The following is a 19,566-nucleotide window of genomic DNA, read 5'->3' as shown; positions in this document are numbered from 1 at the left end:
CGATAGACTATCTATAATTGTATTCCATCGATACTCTCCCTTCGGCTGCAGAAGACACAAGAGGTAAAATTGTAGCAAACCCCTTGACCGCGGCGATTTCCCTGTCCATGTCGGAGGGCCGATATCCATGTTGCGGTGTGTGTCGCGCTGGCTTCAACGCTGGCGTCGTTTCCTTTTTAGAGAATCATCATGAATGTTGTAGTGGTGGAATCGCCTGCCAAGGCCAAGACGATCAATAAGTATCTGGGTCCGGGATACAAAGTGCTCGCCTCCTTCGGTCATGTGCGCGATCTGCCTGCCAAGGACGGCTCAGTTCTTCCTGATCAGGATTTCGAAATGCTTTGGGAGGTCGACAGCGCCTCCGCCAAGCGGATGAAGGACATTGCCGACGCGGTGAAGTCCGCCGATGGCCTGTTTCTCGCGACCGACCCGGATCGCGAAGGCGAAGCGATTTCCTGGCACGTTCTCGACATGCTGAACAAGAAGCGCGTGCTGAACGGTAAACCGGTCAAGCGCGTCGTCTTCAATGCGATCACCAAGAAGGCGGTGCTCGACGCGATGGCCGATCCGCGCGACATCGACGTGCCGCTGGTCGATGCCTATCTCGCGCGCCGCGCGCTCGATTATCTCGTCGGCTTCAATCTTTCGCCGGTACTGTGGCGCAAGCTGCCCGGCGCACGTTCGGCCGGCCGCGTTCAGTCGGTGGCGCTTCGCCTCGTCTGTGACCGTGAATCCGAGATCGAGCGCTTCATTTCGGAAGAATACTGGAACATCTCGGCGCTTCTGAAGACGCCACGCGGCGACGAGTTCGAGGCGAGGCTGGTTTCGGCGAACGGCAAACGGCTGCAGCCGCGCGCAATCGGCAACGGCGAAGATGCCGGCCGGCTGAAGGCCTTGCTCGAAGGTGCGAGCTATGTGGTCGACACGGTCGAGGCGAAACCGGTCAAGCGCAACCCGGGACCGCCGTTTACGACCTCGACGCTGCAGCAGGCCGCCTCCTCCAATCTCGGCTTCTCCGCTTCGCGCACCATGCAGATCGCGCAAAGGCTCTATGAGGGCGTCGATATCGGCGGCGAGACGGTCGGTCTCATCACCTATATGCGAACCGACGGCGTGCAGATGGCGCCAGAGGCGATCGACGCGGCGCGCAGCGCCATCGTCGACCAGTTCGGCCAGCGCTACGTGCCGGAAAAGCCGCGCTTCTACTCGACCAAGGCGAAGAACGCCCAGGAGGCGCACGAGGCGATCCGCCCGACCGATTTCGACCGCTCGCCCGACCGTGTGCGCAAATTCCTCGATGCCGACCAGATTCGGCTCTACGAGCTGATCTGGAAGCGCGGCATCGCCAGCCAGATGGCGTCGGCCGAGATCGAGCGCACGACGGCTGAAATCACCGCCGACAATAAGGGAGAGAAGGCCGGTCTGCGCGCCGTCGGTTCGGTCATCCGCTTCGATGGTTTCATCGCCGCCTATACCGACCAGAAGGAAGATGGCGAGCAGAGCGACGACGGCGACGAGGATGGCCGCCTGCCGGAGATCAATGCGCGCGAGGCGCTCGCCAAGCAGAAGATCAATTCAACGCAGCATTTCACCGAACCGCCGCCGCGCTATTCGGAAGCCTCGCTGATCAAGAAGATGGAAGAGCTCGGCATCGGCCGCCCCTCCACCTATGCCGCGACGCTCGCGACGCTGCGCGACCGCGACTATGTGATGATCGACAAACGCAAGCTGATTCCGCAGGCCAAGGGCCGTCTGGTGACGGCTTTCCTCGAGAGCTTCTTCACCAAATATGTCGAATACGACTTCACCGCCGATCTCGAAGAGAAGCTTGACCGGATTTCCGCCGGCGAGTTGAACTGGAAGCAGGTGCTGCGCGATTTCTGGAAGGATTTCTTCGCACAGATCGAGGACACCAAGGAACTGCGCGTCACCAACGTGCTCGATTCGCTGAACGAGGCGCTGGCACCCCTCGTCTTCCCGAAACGGGAGGACGGCAGCGACCCGCGCATCTGTCAGGTCTGCGGCACCGGCAACCTGTCGCTGAAGCTCGGCAAATACGGCGCCTTCGTCGGCTGCTCGAACTATCCGGACTGCAACTACACCCGCCAGCTCTCCTCCGAAAACGGCGGAGAAGCAGACGGTGCTGCGCTCAACGAGCCGAAGAACCTCGGCACCGATCCGACGACCGGCGAGGAGCTGACGCTGCGTTCCGGCCGCTTCGGCCCCTATATCCAGCGCGGCGACGGCAAGGAGGCCAAACGCGCCTCGTTGCCAAAAGGCTGGAAGCCCGAGGATATCGATTATGAAAAGGCGATGGCGCTGATCTCGCTGCCGCGCGATATTGGCAAACATCCCGAATCAGGCAAGATGATCTCGTCCGGCATCGGCCGCTATGGGCCGTTCCTCCTGCACGACGGCTCCTATGCCAATCTGGAAACCGTCGAGGACGTGTTCTCGGTCGGCCTCAACCGCGCCGTGACTGTTATCGCTGAAAAGGCGAAGCAGGCCCCAGGGCGGGGTGCGCGCGGCACGCCGGCGGCACTGAAGACGCTCGGCGATCATCCTGATGGCGGCGCCATCACCGTGCGCGACGGCAAGTACGGCCCCTACGTCAACTGGGGCAAGGTCAACGCCACGCTGCCGAAGGGCAAGGATCCCCAGGCGATCACCGTCGAGGAGGCGCTTGCGCTGATCGCCGAAAAGGCCGGCAAGGCGCCTGTGGGCAAAGCGGCCAAGGCGAAAGCCAAGCCGAAGGCGGCGGCGGCCGAAGCCAAGACCACCAAGACGGCTGCCAAGCCGAAAACAACGAAGGCGAAAGCGCCCGCGAAATCGAAAAAGGGCTGACGTGAGCAGGATACCGCGCGAGAGAACGAACCCTGCGGGCAAGCGTCCGGGCAAGATCGGCCGCAAGGATGCTTCCGCCGTCGAGCCGCTGAACATCGTCCATGGCACGCTGCCTTCGCGCGAGGTGATCCTGCGCTTCATCGCCGACCATCCGCAGAAAGCGTCCAAGCGTGAACTCGCCAAGGCTTTCGGCCTGAAAGGCGATAGCCGCGTCGAGCTCAAGCAAATGCTGCAGGAGCTCGAGCAGGATGGCATGCTGCAGAAGAACCGCAAGTCGCTGATCCGTCCCGGTGCGCTGCCGCCCGTCACCGTTCTCGACATCACCACACGCGACAAGGACGGCGATCTGATCGGACGGCCGGCGGAATGGCCGGAGGATCAGGGCGTAGCACCCGCCGTCGCCATCCGCCAGCAATCGCCCGCAGGCCGCCAGGGCAAGGGCAAGGCGCCGGTCGCAGGCCTCGGCGACCGCATCCTGGCGAAGATCTTCCCGGCTGTCGATCGCGGCGGTCCGGCTTATACGGCGCGGATCATCAAGGTGATCGACAGGCGCCGCGGCGCCTCGATGGGCGTCTTCCGTACGGCACCCGGCGGCGGCGGCCGGCTGCTGCCGATCGAACGGCGCGGCGAGGAGATGGTAATCGATCCCGACTTCACCGGCGGCGCCACGGACGGCGATCTGGTCGAAGTCGAAATCGCCCGTCTCGGCCGTTTCGACCTGCCGCGCGCCAAGGTGCTTTCCGTCGTCGGTTCCGTCGGTTCGGAAAAAGCGATCTCGATGATCGCGATCCATGCGCACGGCATCCCGCATGTCTTCCCGCCGGCCGTCATCGCCGAGGCGGAGGCCGCAAGGCCCGCCAGCATGTCGCATCGCGAGGATTGGCGCGACGTACCGCTGATCACCATCGACCCGGCCGATGCCAAGGACCATGACGACGCCGTCTATGCCGAGCTCGACCCCTCGCCCGACAATCCCGGCGGCGTCATCGTCACCGTCGCGATTGCCGACGTCTCCTGGTATGTCCGCTCCAATTCGCCGCTCGACCGCGAGGCGCTGAAGCGCGGCAACTCCGTCTATTTCCCCGATCGCGTCGTGCCGATGCTACCGGAGCGCATCTCCAACGATCTCTGCTCGCTGAAGCAAGGCGTTGACCGCCCGGCGCTCGCCGTGCGCATGAGTTTTTCCGGGGAAGGCCGCAAGATCGGCCACATCTTTCATCGCATCATGATGAAAAGTGCCGCAAAGCTATCCTACCAGCAGGCGCAGGCGGCGATCGACGGAAAGCCGGACGATCAGACCGGGCCGATGCTCGAGCCGATCCTGAAGCCGCTCTGGCACGCCTATGAGGTGATGAAGCGCGGACGCGACCGGCGCCAGCCGCTGGAACTCGACATGCCGGAGCGCAAGATCCTCCTGAAGCCCGACGGCACGGTCGACCGGGTGGTCGTGCCGCCACGCCTCGATGCGCATAAGCTGATCGAAGAGATGATGATCCAGGCGAACGTTTGCGCCGCCGAGACGCTCGAAAAGAAGCGTCAGCCGCTGATCTACCGCATCCATGACGGTCCGACGCTTGCCAAGCAGGAGATCCTGCGCGAGTTCCTGGCCACGCTCGGCATCTCGCTTGCCAAGGGCGGCAACATGCGCGCCAACAACTTCAACGGCATTCTGGCGAAGGCGGAGGGCACGCCGCATCAGACCATGGTGAGCGAGATGGTGCTGCGTTCGCAGAGCCAGGCGATCTACGGCCCGGAGAATATCGGCCATTTCGGCCTCAACCTGATGAAATACGCCCACTTCACCTCGCCGATCCGCCGCTACGCCGATCTCATCGTGCATCGCGCCCTCGTCGGCTCGCTCGGCTTCGGCGAAGGCGGCATCACGCCGGACGAGGAGGCAGCACTCGACGATATCGCGGCCGAAATCTCGACATTCGAGCGCCGGGCCATGGCAGCCGAGCGCGAGACCGTCGACCGGCTGATCGCGCATCACCTCAGCGGCCGGGTCGGCGAGGAATTTGCCGGGCGGGTCTCGGGTGTGACGAAATCGGGGCTTTTTATCGCCCTGCCGGACTATGGCGCCGACGGTTTCGTCCCTATATCTACGCTCGGCACCGATTACTTCATCTATGACGAGGCGCACCAGGCGCTTTCCGGTGAAAAGACGGGGCTCGGCTATCGCCTGGGCGACAGCGTCACAGTAAAGCTTGCCGAAGCGATCCCGCTTGCCGGCGCGCTGCGTTTCGAGATGATCAGCGAGGGCCGCGAAATGCCGGCGGCGATGCGCTCCTTCCACAAGGCGGGGCGCCGCGACAGGGGCCAGGTTCGCAAGAAACCCGGAACGAGGCCGCCACGCGGACGGCACTAAAGCACGTCGCAATCTTTCAGATTGGCTCCCCGCGCTATAGGCCCTTGTTTTCACGCATGTCGTTATCGCAAACCGCTGCAGAGTTTCGCGCGACGTGTTTTAGATCCGAAGAGGAACATGCGATGAGCACACCGACCGATCCGGCCCTCCGCTACGGCGATACGCCCGAGGTCGAGCGTCCGCTTGGGCGCTCCGTCTTGCGCGGGCTGATGAACCGCTGCCCGGCCTGCGGCAGCGGCAAGCTCTTTCGCGCCTTCCTGAAGCCGGTCGATCATTGCGCAGCCTGCGGCGAGGCGATGCATCACCAGCGCGCCGACGACCTGCCGCCCTATATCGTCATCCTCGTCCTCGGCCACGTCGTGGTCGGCGGCTATATGCTGACCGACCTGACTTTCGTGCTGCCGGTCTGGGTCCATCTGGCCATCTGGGCGCCGATCACCGTCATCACCGCGCTTGCCTCGATCCAGCCGATCAAGGGCGGGGTCATCGGTCTGCAATGGGCGCTGCGCATGCACGGCTTCGGTGGCGAGAGCGACGGTCCGGACGATTACGACATCCCCGGCCGGCCGAATTAGCGCCTTCACCTTCCAGACATATTTAACGTGTAGTGCCAGCCCTCCACCGACCACCACCCAAATGCGGGAGCCGACGATCCTCAAGACCTGACATGGTAAGCATTTCTTGCCCGAACGGGCTTTACATTCCGCAGATGGTCACTCACATCGGAAATACTGCGAAGCGGCATCCGTCACCTGGATTTGGCACGTCCGTGTCTATCTATCTGACGGGATCGGCCGATGCGTTCGCGCACCTCTCTAAGGATGGATAAATGTCTCAGCCGAGAACCGGCACACCGGGCGATGTCGAAGAAATCCATTGGCCTTCTCTGGTGGCAGCCATCTCGTCCATATCAGCCGTTGGCATAGCAATCGGCCTCGGTCTGCCCCTCCTCAGCATCATCCTCGAAAAACGTGGCATCTCGTCCACCCTGATAGGGCTGAACACGGCGATGGCCGGGGTCGCGGCGATGGCCGCCGCACCGATCACCACCAAGCTCGCCCATAAATATGGCGTGGCTCCGACAATGATCTGGGCCGTGCTGATTTCGGCGCTGAGCGCGCTGGGTTTCTATTACGCCCAGGATTTCTGGATGTGGTTTCCGCTGCGTTTCGCCTTCCACGGCGCGACGACGACGCTGTTCATCCTCTCCGAATTCTGGATCAACGCCGCTTCGCCGCCTTCCAAGCGCGGTTTCGTGCTCGGCATCTATGCGACGGTGCTTTCCCTCGGCTTCGCGGCCGGACCATTGCTCTTTTCCATCCTCGGCAGCGACGGCATCTTTCCCTTCCTGATCGGCGCCGCCGCCATCCTGCTGGCGGCCATCCCGATCTTCATCGCCCGCGACGAAAGCCCGGTGCTCGAGGAAAAACCGGAGCTGCATTTCATGCGCTACGTTTTCCTGGTACCGACGGCGACGGCGGCGGTCTTCATCTTCGGCGCGGTCGAAGCGGGCGGGCTGTCGCTTTTCCCGATTTTTGCGGTGCGCGCCCATTTCACCGAATCGCAGGCCGCACTTCTGCTCACCATGATGGGCGTCGGCAACGTCATCTTTCAGATCCCGCTCGGCCTGCTTTCCGACCGCATCGCCGACAAGCGGCCGCTTCTGGCCGGCATGGCGCTGATGGGCTTCATCGGCTCGATGATGTTGCCGCTGTTGCTCGACAACTGGCTGCTGATGGCCGGGCTCCTGCTTTTCTGGGGTGGCTGCGTCTCGGGCCTCTATACGGTCGGCCTCAGCCATCTCGGCTCGCGGCTGACGGGCTCCGATCTTGCAGCGGCCAATGCCGCCTTTGTCTTCTGTTATGCGATGGGAACCGTGGCCGGGCCGCAGGCGATCGGCGCGGCGATCGATCTCGCCGGAAATAACGGTTTTGCCTGGGCGATTGCGGCTTTCTTCGGTCTTTACGCCCTACTTTCCGGCATCAGACTGATGTTCATTCGAAAACGGGCTTGACTTTTCGGGCGGGATTCGTAGTTTCGCGCCAGGATTTGCCGTGGAGCCCATCCGGCTTCCACGGCTTTCATTTTCTTAAAGGCAGGACGACCATGGCCAAGGCTACAACAATCAAGATCAAGCTGCTGTCGACAGCCGACACTGGTTTCTTCTACGTCACCACGAAGAACAGCCGTACGATGACGGACAAGATGACGAAGACGAAGTACGACCCGGTTGCAAAGAAGCACGTCGAGTTCAAGGAAACCAAGATCAAGTAATCACTTGGCCTGACGGATTTCAAAAAAGCGCGCGCCCTCGGGTTGCGCGTTTTTTATTGCCCGGATTGATCGTCTTTAAAAAATGATAGCGCAAACAGAAAAACGCCGCCCTTCCATCTTCGGGAAGTGGCGGCGTTTTCTTGAAAGGGGGTCGGCCAGCATGCAAAACGGCACGAGGAACCGCTATAACTTGCCTACTAGCCGACCGACCCCACGACCCAGGAGATGCGGCGGACCTGAGCATCATGGGGTATCGACAACTCCTCAACGGGAGCGCTTCTCTTATGAGCCGATAATTTGCGCAAAAATGAAAGAAAATCAACAAATTCTTAATGGTGAATGTTTGCAGCTTGATTCTATGGTTAAAAGCCCAGATTTGGGACATACAAAGATTTATCCGCTCTGCTTGGACTCGAAGCGTAGCGCCTGACGTTTGGAAGAAATTCGACAATATAACTGAACAACTTACGCCTCGCCTCCCCCTACGTGAGGTGACGCCGCCGCAATCTATTTGATCCTGTTGGCGACAGGCATTCTTTATAGTCTTCATTTCATTGTGAGCTACGGCCTGACACTCTCAAGACTATCGCGCGGCAACACATCCGCAGCAACGCGGCGAGTCCATTTTTGGGCTATTGAGTTGCGAAATTTTAGCCCTGCATTGCACAGGCGAAATTAAAAATCGGTAACAATTGGCTTACCGCAGTGGAAAACTCGCAAATGGCACATATGGCGGCAAGTGATTCGTCACGCGGCCGCGGCCACCACACGGTTGCGACCGGTATTCTTGGCCTCGTAAAGGGCCAGATCCGCCTGTTTCATCAGCTGGCCCGGGGTCAGCACCGACGCAATACGCGAGGCGATGCCGAAGGAAGCAGTGACATTCAGCGCTTCCCCGGAGTGTTTCAGCATGAAGGGAGCGCTTTCGATCGCCGCGCGCAAACGCTCGGCGACGGCGGCGGCAATTTCCGGCGAGGTGTCGGGCATCACGACGACGAATTCTTCACCACCGTAGCGGCAGGCGAGATCGGCGCCGCGGATGGTCGAACGGACGCGATTTGAAAATTCCCGCAGCACCTCGTCGCCGCCATCATGGCCGTAGGTGTCGTTCACATGCTTGAAACGGTCGATATCGGTGATCAGCACCGAAAGCGGCCGGCCCCGCGCCATCGAACGGTTGAAGAGCACGTTCAGGTGATTGTCGAGATAGCGCCGATTATAAAGGCCGGTCAGCGGATCGGTCACGGCAAGCTCGATCGTCTGCTTGACGCTGGCGCGCAGGCGGTCGTTATAGCGCTTGCGGCGGATCTGCGTCAGGCTGCGGGCAACCAGTTCGTTGGGATCGACCGGGCGGATGATGTAGTCGTTGACGCCAAGATCGAGCGCGCGCACGACCATTTCGTCAGCGCCCTGCTCGGTGATGATCAGGATCGGCAGGAAGCGGGTGCGCTCCAGCGAGCGCAGCTGCGAGCAGAGGCGAAGCGGGTCGTAATCGTCGAAGTTGGCGTTGACGATGACGAAATCGAACGCGCTTTCGGCCGCCTCGAAGAGGGCGGCCTGCGGATCGGAGAGGGCAAGCACGTCGGCGACGGGCTTCAGCGCCTTGATGATGCGCTCCTGCGAATTGGCGCGGCCGTCGACGAGCAGGACCTGAGCGGTCTCGTCGGCGCGGCCCTCGCCTGCCCGTGTGAGGTCATCGATGCCCATCGTATGGGCAGTGTCGGCGCGGATACGCAGCTCATCGCTCAACGTCTTCAGCCGCAGCAGGCTCTTCACCCGGGAGATCAGCTGCAGATCGTTGACCGGCTTGGTAAGAAAATCGTCAGCGCCAGCTTTCAGGCCGCGTACGCGATCGGTCGGCTGGTCGAGCGCGGTGACCATGACGACTGGAATATGGGCGGTCTTCTGGCTGGCCTTCAGCCGCTCGCAGACCTCGAAACCGTCTATGCCGGGCATCATGATGTCGAGCAGGATGAGATCGACCTGGTTGCGCTCGCAGATCGCCAGTGCCGTGTAGCCGTCCGCTGCGGTCATCACGTCGAAATACTCCGCAAGCAACCGCGCTTCGAGCAGCTTCACGTTGGCCGGAATATCGTCAACCACCAGTATTCGCGCAGTCATCAGCGTCTTTCCGATGCGTCAGGCATCGCCCAGATAGGTCTTGATCGTCTCGATGAATTTCGGAACCGAGATCGGCTTGGAAACATAGGCCTCGCAGCCGCCCTGGCGGATCCGCTCTTCGTCACCCTTCATCGCGAAAGCCGTAACGGCGATGACGGGAATCACGTGCAGCTCGTCGTCTTCCTTCAGCCATTTCGTGACTTCGAGGCCGGAGACTTCGGGAAGCTGAATATCCATCAGGATGAGGTCGGGGCGATGCTTGCGCGCCAGATCGAGCGCCTCCATACCATTTCTGGTCTGGATCGTCGTATAACCGGACGCCTCGATGAGGTCGCGAAAGAGCTTCATGTTGAGCTCGTTATCTTCTACAATCATCACCTGTTTGGGCATGACAAGCTGTCCCTACGTCCGTTCGCGCAGCGGTTCGTCCCATGAGAAAGGCACATGCGGACAAATAGCTCCGTGAAACCGATAGCGCACGCTACCGGTATTTGGTTGAAGAAAAGGTAACTTACCCAGCGAAATGCAAAGCAACTTCAAGACTTCGAAACAACAGGCCGCCGACCCGCACGAGACGGCGATCGCCGTGCTCGGCTGGCTTGCCGACGATCCCGACATGTTCGGCCGCTTCCTCGCCCTGACGGGTGTGGCGCCCGGCCAGGTGCGCAACGCCGTCGACGATCCCGGATTCCTCGCCGGCATGATGGATTTCCTGATGAACCATGAACCGACGGCGATGGCCTTCTGCGCGGCGAGCGGGATCAGCCCGGAGACGGTGACGGCGGCCTGGCGGCATTTCTCTTCACCGGGCCTCGATTCCGGAGAATACTGACCGTGACCTCCGGGGAATTCGACATCTCGCATATCCGCCTCGGCGAACGGCCTTTGATCGTCTGCGACGTCGACGACGTCGTGCTGCAGTTCATCGGTCCCTTCCAGCTTTTCCTTCAAAGCCAGGGTTGCGCGTTTCTGCCGCGATCGTTCCGGCTGCACGGCAACATCGTCTCGCAAGCCGACGGCGTGGAGATCGAGGATCAGGAGGTCAGCCGGCTGATCGAGGAATTCTTCGAAGCCCAAGAGCTGTGGCAGACGCCGCTCGACCGCGTCGTCGAAACGCTCGACCGGCTTTCGGAAGAGGCCGATATCCTTTTCCTGACAGCCATGCAGCCGCGGTTCCAGAACCAGCGCCGTCGCCTGCTCGACAGGATGGGCCTGCTCTTTCCGCTGCTTGCTACCGAACAACCCAAAGGGCCGATCGTTCACGCATTGCATGCCAGCCGCTCCCTTCCCGTCATCTTCATCGATGATATGGCGCTCAATCTGCATTCCGTCAGGGATCACGTCGCCGATTGCCTGCTGATTCACCTGGTGCCGAACTCGCCCGTCCATCGCTTCGCCCCGGCCGCCGCTAACGACATCACCCGCGCCACCGACTGGACGCATGTGGCCGCGCTGATCGAGGCGCATTTTGTTTCCGGCACCTTCACGCGCGCAGTTCCAGCCGCATGAGCGGACGGCCGTCCTTGCGCCGCGCAACCGTCTCGAAACCGGCGGCATCGAAGATCGCCGTAGAGCCGATGCAGAGCGTCACGGATTTCGACTGCTTGACATGATCGATCGGACAGGCTTCGAGCAGCCGCGCTCCCTGGCGCCGGGCATGGTCGATCGCGCCGGCGAGCAGACGGTGGCTCATTCCCGTGCCGCGAAGTTTGGGCAGCAGGAAGAAGCAACTGACGGCCCAGATGGATGGATCATGCGCATCGCCCTCCTCCAGCGGCCGCGAGACGGTGCGCGGCGAATTGAACTGCGGTACGTCGTGGCGCGGCCCGACCTGCACCCAGGCGACCGGCGCGCCGTCCGCATAACAGAGGATGCCAGGCGGCGGACCCGCCTTGATCCGCTCCCGCATATGCGCCTTGCGTTCGTCGGCCGCCATCTTCGTCCTCACCCCATACGGCAGACGCAACGCGACGCACCAGCAGTTATAGAAGGCACCCTGCGGCCCGAACATGACTTCGAAATCGTCCCAGCGTTCTGGCGTTACCGGCTCGAAACGAAGATTGTTATCCAAAGGCAAAGCTCCCGCCCTCTCTTGAGACTCGGAAGCTTAAGGCGTAATGTCCCGGCGTTCAATCTTTGTTCTCATCATGACGCCTGCGCCTGACAAGACACCCGGCTTCTGTCGCGACTGCCTTGCCGAGCAGAAGGGCGAGGCGCGCCGTTGCGTTTCCTGCGGCAGCCCCCGTCTCGTGCGCCACCGCGAACTCTACGCCTTGACGCTTGCGCATATCGATTGCGACGCCTTTTACGCAGCGGTGGAGAAACGCGACAATCCGGAACTTGCCGACAAGCCTGTCATTATCGGCGGCGGCAAACGCGGTGTGGTTTCCACCGCCTGCTATATCGCCCGCATCCACGGCGTACGGTCGGCCATGCCGATGTTCAAGGCGCTGGAGGCATGCCCTCAAGCGATCGTCATCCGCCCCGACATGGAGAAATATGTCCGGGTCGGACGGCAGGTGCGCGCCATGATGCAGGATCTGACGCCGCTGGTGCAGCCGCTATCGATCGACGAGGCCTTCCTGGAGCTCGGCGGCACCGAGAGGCTGCATCACGATCCGCCGGCGCGCACCCTGGCCAAATTCGCCCGTCGCATCGAAAGGGAGATCGGCATCACAGTTTCGGTTGGGCTTTCCTATTGCAAATTCCTCGCCAAGGTCGCCTCCGATCTGCAGAAGCCGCGCGGCTTTTCGGTCATCGGCCGAGAGGAAGCGGTCGAGTTCCTGGCGCCGCGTCCCGTCACCACCATCTGGGGCGTCGGCAAGGCCTTTGCGGCGACGTTGGAGGCGGACGGCATCCGCACCATCAGCCAGTTGCAGCAGATGGAGGAAAACGACCTGATGCGCCGCTACGGCAGCATCGGCCAGCGGCTGGCACGGCTGTCGCGCGGCATCGACGACCGCGAGGTGCATCTTAACGATGCGGCCAAGAGCGTATCAGCCGAGACGACCTTCTTCGACGACATATCGCGCTACGACGATCTGGTGCCGATCCTGCGCAACCTTTCCGAAAAGGTCTCCTGGCGGCTGAAGAAAAACGACATTGCCGGCCATACCGTCGTCCTGAAGATGAAGACCGCCGATTTCAAGTCGCGCACCCGCAACCGCAAGCTCGAAGACCCGACCCAGCTTGCCGACAAGATCTTCCGCACCGGGCTCGAGCTTCTCGAAAAAGAGACTGATGGTACGAAATTCCGCCTGATCGGCATCGGCGTTACCGATCTCGGCGATGCCGCCCTCGCCGATCCGCCCGACCTCATCGACCGGCAATCGGGCCGGCGGGCGGCAGCCGAAGCGGCGATGGACAAGCTGCGTGACAAGTTCGGCGAGAAAACGGTCGAGACCGGCTACACCTTCGGCAGCGGCAGGCGCGATCACTAACGCGTGAGGGCAGCCGGCGATCCGGCCTATAAAATCTTCGTTAAACTTCGTCCCATAATGTGCCGGGCAAGTATTGCGTATGGTTGGGTATCATGTTCTCGCGTCTCGTCTTCGGCCTCGGCTTGCTGTCGGCCACCGCACTCGTGCACCCCGCTCTTGCCGTGGATGCGCGCACGCTGCAGATCATCGTCTCGAAGGACAAGCAGTCGCTTGCGGTCTATGATGGCACCGAGGTCGTCGCGACCTCGAAGGTCTCGACCGGCAAGGACGGCCACACGACGCCGAGCGGCATATTTTCGGTGCTGGAAAAGCAGAAATACCACGAATCCAATCTCTATTCCAACGCCCCGATGCCGTTCATGCAACGGCTGACCTGGTCCGGCATCGCGCTGCACGAATCCAATTCGGTGCCGCGTTATCCGGCCTCGCATGGCTGCGTGCGCATGCCCGGCGCCTTCGCAAAAATGCTCTATGGGATGACCGACCGCGGTGTCCCCGTCATTATCAGCGACGGTGAACTGGCGCCGCAACCGATCGACCATCCGACGCTTTTCCATCGGCAAGCACCGGCGGCGATGCCGCTGCTTTCGGATGTCGAGCTGCGGCCTTCCATGCCCGACGGCCTCGGGGAGCCGGTACAGGTGGCGATGAACGACACGGCTGCGATGCCGATGCCGGCCGTGCCGCCGATTGCAGCGCCCGAACCCGAGCCGCCGTCCGAGCCGATCAGCATGCTCGTTACGCGACGGACACTGCGCGAGACGGTGATCGACATCCAGACCCTACTCAACCAGCTCGGCTTTTCCGCCGGCAATCCGGACGGCTTGCTTGGTCCGTCGACCGTGCAGGCGATCAAGGCTTTCAAGACATTGCGGCCGACGGAATTCGCCGCCGACAGGAACCTGGTCTCAGACACGCTCCTCAGGGAAGTCTATGCCGCGGCAGGCAAGGGCGAGCCGCCGAACGGCGTCATTATGGTGCGGCAGGCCTTCAAGCCCCTCTTCGAAGCGCCGGTGACGATCGCCGATCCGGGATTGGCGCTTGGCACGCATTTCTTCACGTTGCATGCCGTCGATGCAAAGGCCGGCACGGCGGACTGGTTCGCTATCACGCTCGAGAACAATCTCTCCCGCGAAACGATGAAGCGGCTCGGCATCACCAATCAGGAAAGCTCGATCATCACAGGCAAGCCGATCGCCCGTTCGCTCAGCCGGATTGCCATCCCCGATGAGACCCGCCGCAAGATCGACGCCCTCATCGCGCCGGGCTCGACGCTGACGATCTCCGATACCGGCCTCGGCCGGGAGACCGGCGAAGGCACGGATTTCATCACCATCACCCGCGGGTGATCAGACGAGCTCGACGTCGACGACGCCGGGGGCGGCGCGAAGGGCGGCGGCAATCTCCGGCGTGATGCGGTATTTCTCCGACAGCGCCACTTCCACCTCGCGTTTGCCATCCTCCTTGATGACGATGAAGGAGACGAGGCCGTCACCCTTGGCGTTCAGATGGCCGGCGACCATCCGCAGCGGTCCAGAATCGCGGACATAGACGCGCAGCGCCTTCTGCATCTGCAGCGACTTTTCCTCCAGCGACTGGATCGTCTGGATGCGCAGGCCGATGCCCTCCGGCCGCTCCTCGCCCGTCGCGGTCAGCACAAAAGATTTTCCCGACTCGAGCACATCGCGATACTGGTTCAGCATTTCCGAAAACAGCACCGCTTCGAACTGGCCTGAAGAATCCGAAAAGACGATGATGCCCATCTTGTTGCCGGTGCGAGTCTTGCGCTCCTGCTTCGAGATGACGGTACCGGCAAGCCGCGCATTGGCCGCGCCCTGTTTGATGGCGGCGGAAAACTCGGCAAAGGTCTGCACCCGCATCTTCTGCAGGATGTTGTTGTAGGAATCGAGCGGGTGGGCTGTCAGATAAAAGCCCAGCACCTGGAATTCCTTGAGCAGCCGCTCAGAGGGGAGCCACGGCGAGAACGGCGGCAGGGAGATCTTCTCGGGCCCCGACGTCAGCGTACTGCCGAAAATGTCCGACTGGCCGCTCAGCTTGTTCTCCTGGGCGCGCTGGGCATAACCGAGAACACGGTCGAGGCCGGCTGCCAGCTGGGCGCGGTCCATGTCGAAACAATCGAAGGCGCCGGCATAGATCAGGCTTTCGAGCACGCGACGATTGACCTGGCGCGGATCGATGCGCAGGCAGAAATCCTCAATGCTGGCAAAGGGCTTGTCGCCACGCACCTCGACGATATGGTCGACGGCGGATTCGCCGACGCCCTTGAGTGCGGCGAGCGCGTAATAGATGCGGTTGTCGCCGGTCTCGAAATGGCGGAAGGAGGTCTGCACCGAGGGTGCGATCACCTCGATGCCGAGGCGCTTGGCATCCTGACGGAAATCATTGACCTTTTCCGTGTTGGACATGTCGAGCGTCATCGAGGCGGCGAGGAATTCGACCGGATAATGCGCCTTCATGTAGGCCGTCTGGTAGGAGACGATGGCATAGGCGGCGGCATGCGACTTGTTGAAGCCGTAATTGGCGAACTTCGCCAGCAGTTCGAAGATATTGTCGGCCTGCGGTTTCGACACACCATTCTTGACCGCGCCAACGACAAAGCGTTCGCGCTGCTGGTCCATCTCGGCCTTGATCTTCTTGCCCATGGCGCGGCGCAGAAGGTCGGCTTCGCCAAGCGAATAGCCTGATAGTACCTGGGCGATCTGCATCACCTGTTCCTGATAGACGATGACGCCTTGCGTTTCCTTGAGCAGGTGGTCGATCATCGGATGGATCGATTCCAGCTCTTCGTCGCCGTGCTTGCGGGCATTGTAGGTCGGGATATTCTCCATCGGGCCGGGACGATAGAGCGCCACCAGCGCGATGATGTCCTCGATGCAGTCCGGCTTCATGCCGATCAGCGCCTTGCGCATGCCGGCACTTTCCACCTGGAACACGCCGACCGTCTCGCCGCGCGACAGCATCTCGTAGGTTTTCTTGTCGTCGAGAGGAATGGCCGCGAGATCGACCTTGACGCCGAGCTTGGCGACGAAATCGACGGCGACCTTCAGCACCGTCAGCGTCTTCAGGCCGAGGAAGTCGAATTTGACGAGGCCCGCCTGCTCCACCCATTTCATGTTGAACTGGGTAACCGGCATATCCGAACGCGGATCGCGATACATCGGCACGAGCTTGGAAAGTGGCCGGTCACCGATGACGATGCCGGCGGCATGGGTCGAGGCATGGCGGTAAAGCCCCTCGATCTTCTGGGCGATGTCGAGCAGGCGCGCGACAACCGGTTCCTTTGCCGCCTCCTCCTGCAGTTTCGGCTCTTCCTCGATCGCTTTGGACAGCGGCGTCGGGTTGGCCGGGTTGTTCGGCACGAGTTTGCAGATCTTGTCGACCTGGCCGTAGGGCATTTCCAGCACGCGGCCGACGTCGCGAAGGGCGGCGCGTGCCTGCAGCGAACCGAAGGTGATGATCTGCGCCACCTGCTCGCGGCCATACTTGGCCTGGACGTAGCGGATCACCTCTTCGCGGCGATCCTGGCAAAAGTCGATGTCGAAGTCCGGCATCGAGACGCGTTCCGGATTGAGGAAGCGCTCGAAGAGCAGCGAAAAACGCAAGGGATCGACGTCGGTGATCGTCAAGGCATAGGCAACCAGCGAACCGGCGCCCGAACCGCGGCCGGGACCGACCGGAATGTCATGCTGCTTGGCCCATTTGATGAAGTCGGCAACGATCAGGAAGTAACCGGGAAAACGCATGCGCTCGATGACGCTGAGCTCGAAATCCAGCCGTTCGCGATAGTCCTTTTCCTCGTAACCCGGCGACATGCCGAGCGTTGCAAGCCGCATGTCCAGTCCTTCGACCGCCTGGCGGCGCAGCTCGCCCGCCTCGGCGCGTTCGGCCTCCTCGGCATCGTCGGTCGCACCGGTGAAGCGTGGCAGGATCGGCTTTCGCGTCTTCAGCACGAAGGAGCAGCGCGTGGCAATCTCGATCGTATTTTCCAGTGCTTCCGGCAGGTCGGCGAAAAGCTTGACCATCTCGGCCCGGCTCTTCAGATAGTGATCCGGCGTCAGGCGAAAGCGGCTGTCGTCGGAGACTATGGCGTTGTGCGCGACCGCCATCAGCGCATCATGGGCGTCGTAATCGTCGCGGGTCGGAAAAAAGGCCTCGTTGGTCGCAACCAGCGGCAGGTCGTGGGCGTAGGCGAGCCCGATAATCTTCTGCTCGTGCCGCTTGTCGTAAGTGCCGTGCCGTTGCAGCTCGACATAGAGCCTGTCGCCGAAGAGACGCTTCAGCGTGAGCAGCCGGACTTCCGCCTGAGCGGGATGGCCTTCCTTGATCGCCACGTCAACCGGCCCGGTCAAGGCGCCGCTCAATGCGATCAGTCCTTCCGTGCCTGCCTCCTCCAGCCAGGAGGAGCTGATATGAACAGCCTGGTTGCTCTCGCCGCCGAGATAGGCCCGGCTGACGAGATCGACCAGGCGTTCGTAACCGGCATCCGTTGCGGCAAGAAGAACGATCGACGGCAGCTTGACCAGGGCCTGCTGGCCGCCGCGCTTTTCCGTTTCCAACCCGTCTCCCATATCGATCGAGACCTGACAGCCGATGATCGGCTGCAGGCCGTCTTCCATCGCCTTCTGGGAGAATTCGAGGGCGACGAACAGATTGTTGGTGTCGGTAATCGCAATCGCCGGCTGGCTGTCGCCGGTCGCTTTGTAGAGGATCTTCTTCAGCGGCAGTGCGCCCTCGAGAAGCGAATAGGCTGAATGGACCCTCAGATGGATGAAACCTGGCGCACCGCCGGTCGCCTCACCCGTTGAACCCTTTGCCGTATCCGCCATAACATGCCTTCCCAATCACCCGAATGAATCGGACGTATTGTCGGCAAAGAGGGCGATGATGTCCAGAAGAAGTCCCGCGTCCGGACCGCATGATTACCATGCGATCCCCTGAAAACTTTAGAGCGCCATGACGATGAGCGAGAAGCTGGCAACGAACATTGCGATGGAGGTGAAGGCTGCGATATCACGGATCATGTCAGTCATCGGTCTCTCCTTTACTCGTTATGTTTTCAATTTGTTCCATGTATGTTCTGTTGTCAACAGGAATCTTTTCCTTCTTTCTTGTGGTCGAAAATCCCAGGAAAATAGGCGCCGAATCGGCTAAAGGCCGGCGCTCGACGTTATCGGCAGCACCCTTGCCCTTTTCCCGATCCGCCGCAGATCGGCAATGGTGCTCAGGCGGCAGACCTCCTCAGGGCGACTCTTTATTTCTCACCTATGTTCCCTTTTTGTTCTTTACATGCCGCGGCATATTTGCCAGCATCGGGGCCGAGAGGAGAATGACATGGTCGAGCTTGCGATGCTGAACGAATTCGTCGTGGAGGCGAAGGCTGCCACCTATGTCGGCGGCGGCGTGGCGCGCGTGCCCTGTCGGCCGGGTGCCCACGATATCGGTTACGAACGCGGCGACTGGCGCTATCTCGACAGCTATTTCGGCGGGACCGATTTCGCCGGACAGGAAGTGGTGTGGCTTGCCGACGAGCCCGCCTGGGCGATGAATTATTTCGGCTGCATCATCGCAGCGAAGCTGATCGACGGCACAGCAGCCGGAGCAGTGATCAAGGCCGCACTTTCGGCGATGTATCGCGATGGCCGGTTTCTTGGCGGGATGGAATTCGACCATCCGTTCGGCCGCTATATCGACAGTAGCGAAGGCGGCTGCGAGCGGTTCATCGGCCACGAATGCATCATGGTCGATGGCCAGAAGGCCTATCAACTCGACTATCGCGGCGGATTGATCATCCCTTGATGTGATCTGGGCCTCAGAAATCGACGATCTTGCCGTCCGAAATCGTCACGCGTCGATCCATGCGGCGGGCGAGTTCGTGATTATGGGTGGCGATGAGGGCAGCAAGGCCGGACTGGCGCACCAGCGCTTCCAGCGCGTCGAAGACGTAGCTTGCCGTTTCGGGGTCGAGATTGCCGGTTGGCTCGTCGGCAAGAAGCAGGGTCGGCGCATTGGCGACGGCGCGGGCAATTGCGACGCGCTGCTGCTCGCCGCCGGAAAGCTCGCCGGGGCGATGCGAGCCACGATGGCCGATGCGCATATAATCGAGAAGCTGGCCGGCCCGCTCTCCGGCCTCCTTCCAGGAAAGCCCGGCGATCAGTTGCGGCATCATGATATTTTCGAGCGCCGAGAATTCCGGCAGCAGGTGGTGGAACTGGTAGACGAAGCCGATTTCGCTGCGGCGGATGGCGGTGCGTTTCTCGTCGCTCAGGCCGTCACAGGCATGGCCGTTGATGTTGACCTCACCACCGTCCGGATGCTCCAGCAGGCCGGCGACATGCAGCAGTGTCGACTTGCCGGTGCCGGAAGGGGCGACGAGAGCGACAATCTCCCCCTTCGATATCGAAAAATCCGCGCCCTTCAGGATCGAGAGCAGCGTACCGCCCTGCCCGTAATGGCGCTCGACGCCGGTAAGCTGGAGAACGACGTTGCGTTTCATGAAGG

At 61.5% G+C, this 19,566-nt stretch carries 15 protein-coding genes; 10 read left to right on the top strand and 5 right to left on the bottom strand.

Annotated elements, in window-relative coordinates; translation table 11 throughout:
• The first annotated feature begins 189 nt into the window (after positions 1-189).
• From topA to rpmG, 5 genes are all read left to right on the top strand, one after another.
• Positions 190-2,844, top strand: coding sequence for a type I DNA topoisomerase (gene topA / locus BS630_RS03450; RefSeq protein WP_077976249.1), 2,655 nt, complete (start codon positions 190-192; stop codon positions 2,842-2,844).
• 1 nt (position 2,845) lies between these two features.
• A complete protein-coding gene (rnr, locus tag BS630_RS03445) occupies positions 2,846-5,212 on the top strand; it encodes a ribonuclease R (RefSeq protein ID WP_077976248.1) in 2,367 nt (788 codons plus the stop codon).
• Positions 5,213-5,334: 122 nt separating this feature from the next.
• Complete coding sequence (locus tag BS630_RS03440) at positions 5,335-5,787, top strand: DUF983 domain-containing protein (RefSeq protein WP_077976247.1); 453 nt, start codon at positions 5,335-5,337, stop codon at positions 5,785-5,787.
• Between the two features lie 254 nt (positions 5,788-6,041).
• Positions 6,042-7,226 carry an MFS transporter gene (locus tag BS630_RS03435; protein WP_077976246.1) on the top strand — a complete coding sequence of 395 codons (1,185 nt, stop codon included), beginning with the start codon at positions 6,042-6,044 and terminating at the stop codon, positions 7,224-7,226.
• 92 nt (positions 7,227-7,318) lie between these two features.
• Positions 7,319-7,486, top strand: a complete 168-nt coding sequence (gene rpmG, locus BS630_RS03430) for a 50S ribosomal protein L33 (protein WP_003547442.1) — start codon at positions 7,319-7,321, stop codon at positions 7,484-7,486.
• A 747-nt stretch (positions 7,487-8,233) separates the two neighbouring features.
• Here rpmG and BS630_RS03420 read toward each other — a convergent pair.
• Positions 8,234-9,607, bottom strand: coding sequence for a PleD family two-component system response regulator (locus tag BS630_RS03420; RefSeq protein WP_020049511.1), 1,374 nt, complete (start codon positions 9,605-9,607; stop codon positions 8,234-8,236).
• Between the two features lie 18 nt (positions 9,608-9,625).
• Positions 9,626-9,997, bottom strand: coding sequence for a response regulator (locus tag BS630_RS03415; RefSeq protein WP_003547430.1), 372 nt, complete (start codon positions 9,995-9,997; stop codon positions 9,626-9,628).
• Positions 9,998-10,130: 133 nt separating this feature from the next.
• Here BS630_RS03415 and BS630_RS03410 point away from each other — a divergent pair, with 133 nt between their 5' ends.
• Together BS630_RS03410 and BS630_RS03405 are read left to right on the top strand one after the other, a co-directional pair.
• Positions 10,131-10,439 carry a DUF3572 domain-containing protein gene (locus BS630_RS03410; RefSeq protein ID WP_003547422.1) on the top strand — a complete coding sequence of 103 codons (309 nt, stop codon included), beginning with the start codon at positions 10,131-10,133 and terminating at the stop codon, positions 10,437-10,439.
• Between the two features lie 2 nt (positions 10,440-10,441).
• The gene (locus BS630_RS03405; protein WP_077976244.1) at positions 10,442-11,116 is read left to right on the top strand and encodes a hypothetical protein; all 675 of its coding nucleotides are present in this window, start codon (positions 10,442-10,444) and stop codon (positions 11,114-11,116) included.
• Here BS630_RS03405 and BS630_RS03400 read toward each other — a convergent pair.
• Positions 11,091-11,678: a GNAT family N-acetyltransferase gene (locus tag BS630_RS03400; protein ID WP_077976243.1), complete on the bottom strand. Its 588-nt coding sequence runs from the start codon at positions 11,676-11,678 to the stop codon at positions 11,091-11,093. The genes BS630_RS03405 and BS630_RS03400 overlap by 26 nt on opposite strands.
• Before the next feature lie 76 nt (positions 11,679-11,754).
• Between BS630_RS03400 and BS630_RS03395 the strand changes: the two genes are divergently transcribed.
• Both BS630_RS03395 and BS630_RS03390 read left to right on the top strand, forming a co-directional pair.
• Positions 11,755-13,047 carry a DNA polymerase IV gene (locus tag BS630_RS03395; protein ID WP_077976297.1) on the top strand — a complete coding sequence of 431 codons (1,293 nt, stop codon included), beginning with the start codon at positions 11,755-11,757 and terminating at the stop codon, positions 13,045-13,047.
• 92 nt (positions 13,048-13,139) lie between these two features.
• A complete protein-coding gene (locus BS630_RS03390) occupies positions 13,140-14,396 on the top strand; it encodes a L,D-transpeptidase family protein (protein ID WP_077976242.1) in 1,257 nt (418 codons plus the stop codon).
• On the opposite strand, the gene dnaE is transcribed toward BS630_RS03390, so the two are convergent.
• Positions 14,397-17,894, bottom strand: a complete 3,498-nt coding sequence (gene dnaE, locus BS630_RS03385; RefSeq protein ID WP_077976241.1) for a DNA polymerase III subunit alpha — start codon at positions 17,892-17,894, stop codon at positions 14,397-14,399.
• A gap of 505 nt (positions 17,895-18,399) precedes the next feature.
• On the opposite strand from dnaE, the gene BS630_RS03380 reads away from it, so the two are divergent.
• Entirely contained in the window at positions 18,400-18,864 is a 465-nt protein-coding gene (locus BS630_RS03380; protein WP_077976240.1) for a DUF5680 domain-containing protein, read from the top strand.
• Positions 18,865-18,877: 13 nt separating this feature from the next.
• Here the strand turns inward: BS630_RS03380 and BS630_RS03375 are convergent, their stop codons facing one another.
• The gene (locus BS630_RS03375; protein WP_025394108.1) at positions 18,878-19,561 is read right to left on the bottom strand and encodes an ABC transporter ATP-binding protein; all 684 of its coding nucleotides are present in this window, start codon (positions 19,559-19,561) and stop codon (positions 18,878-18,880) included.
• Between the last annotated feature and the right edge of the window lie 5 nt (positions 19,562-19,566).

This window comes from Rhizobium laguerreae (assembly GCF_002008165.1).
In the GTDB taxonomy this organism is placed as follows: domain Bacteria; phylum Pseudomonadota; class Alphaproteobacteria; order Rhizobiales; family Rhizobiaceae; genus Rhizobium; species Rhizobium laguerreae.
Note: the sequence above shows the minus strand (reverse complement) of the source record. Positions and strands in the feature narration are given on the sequence as shown.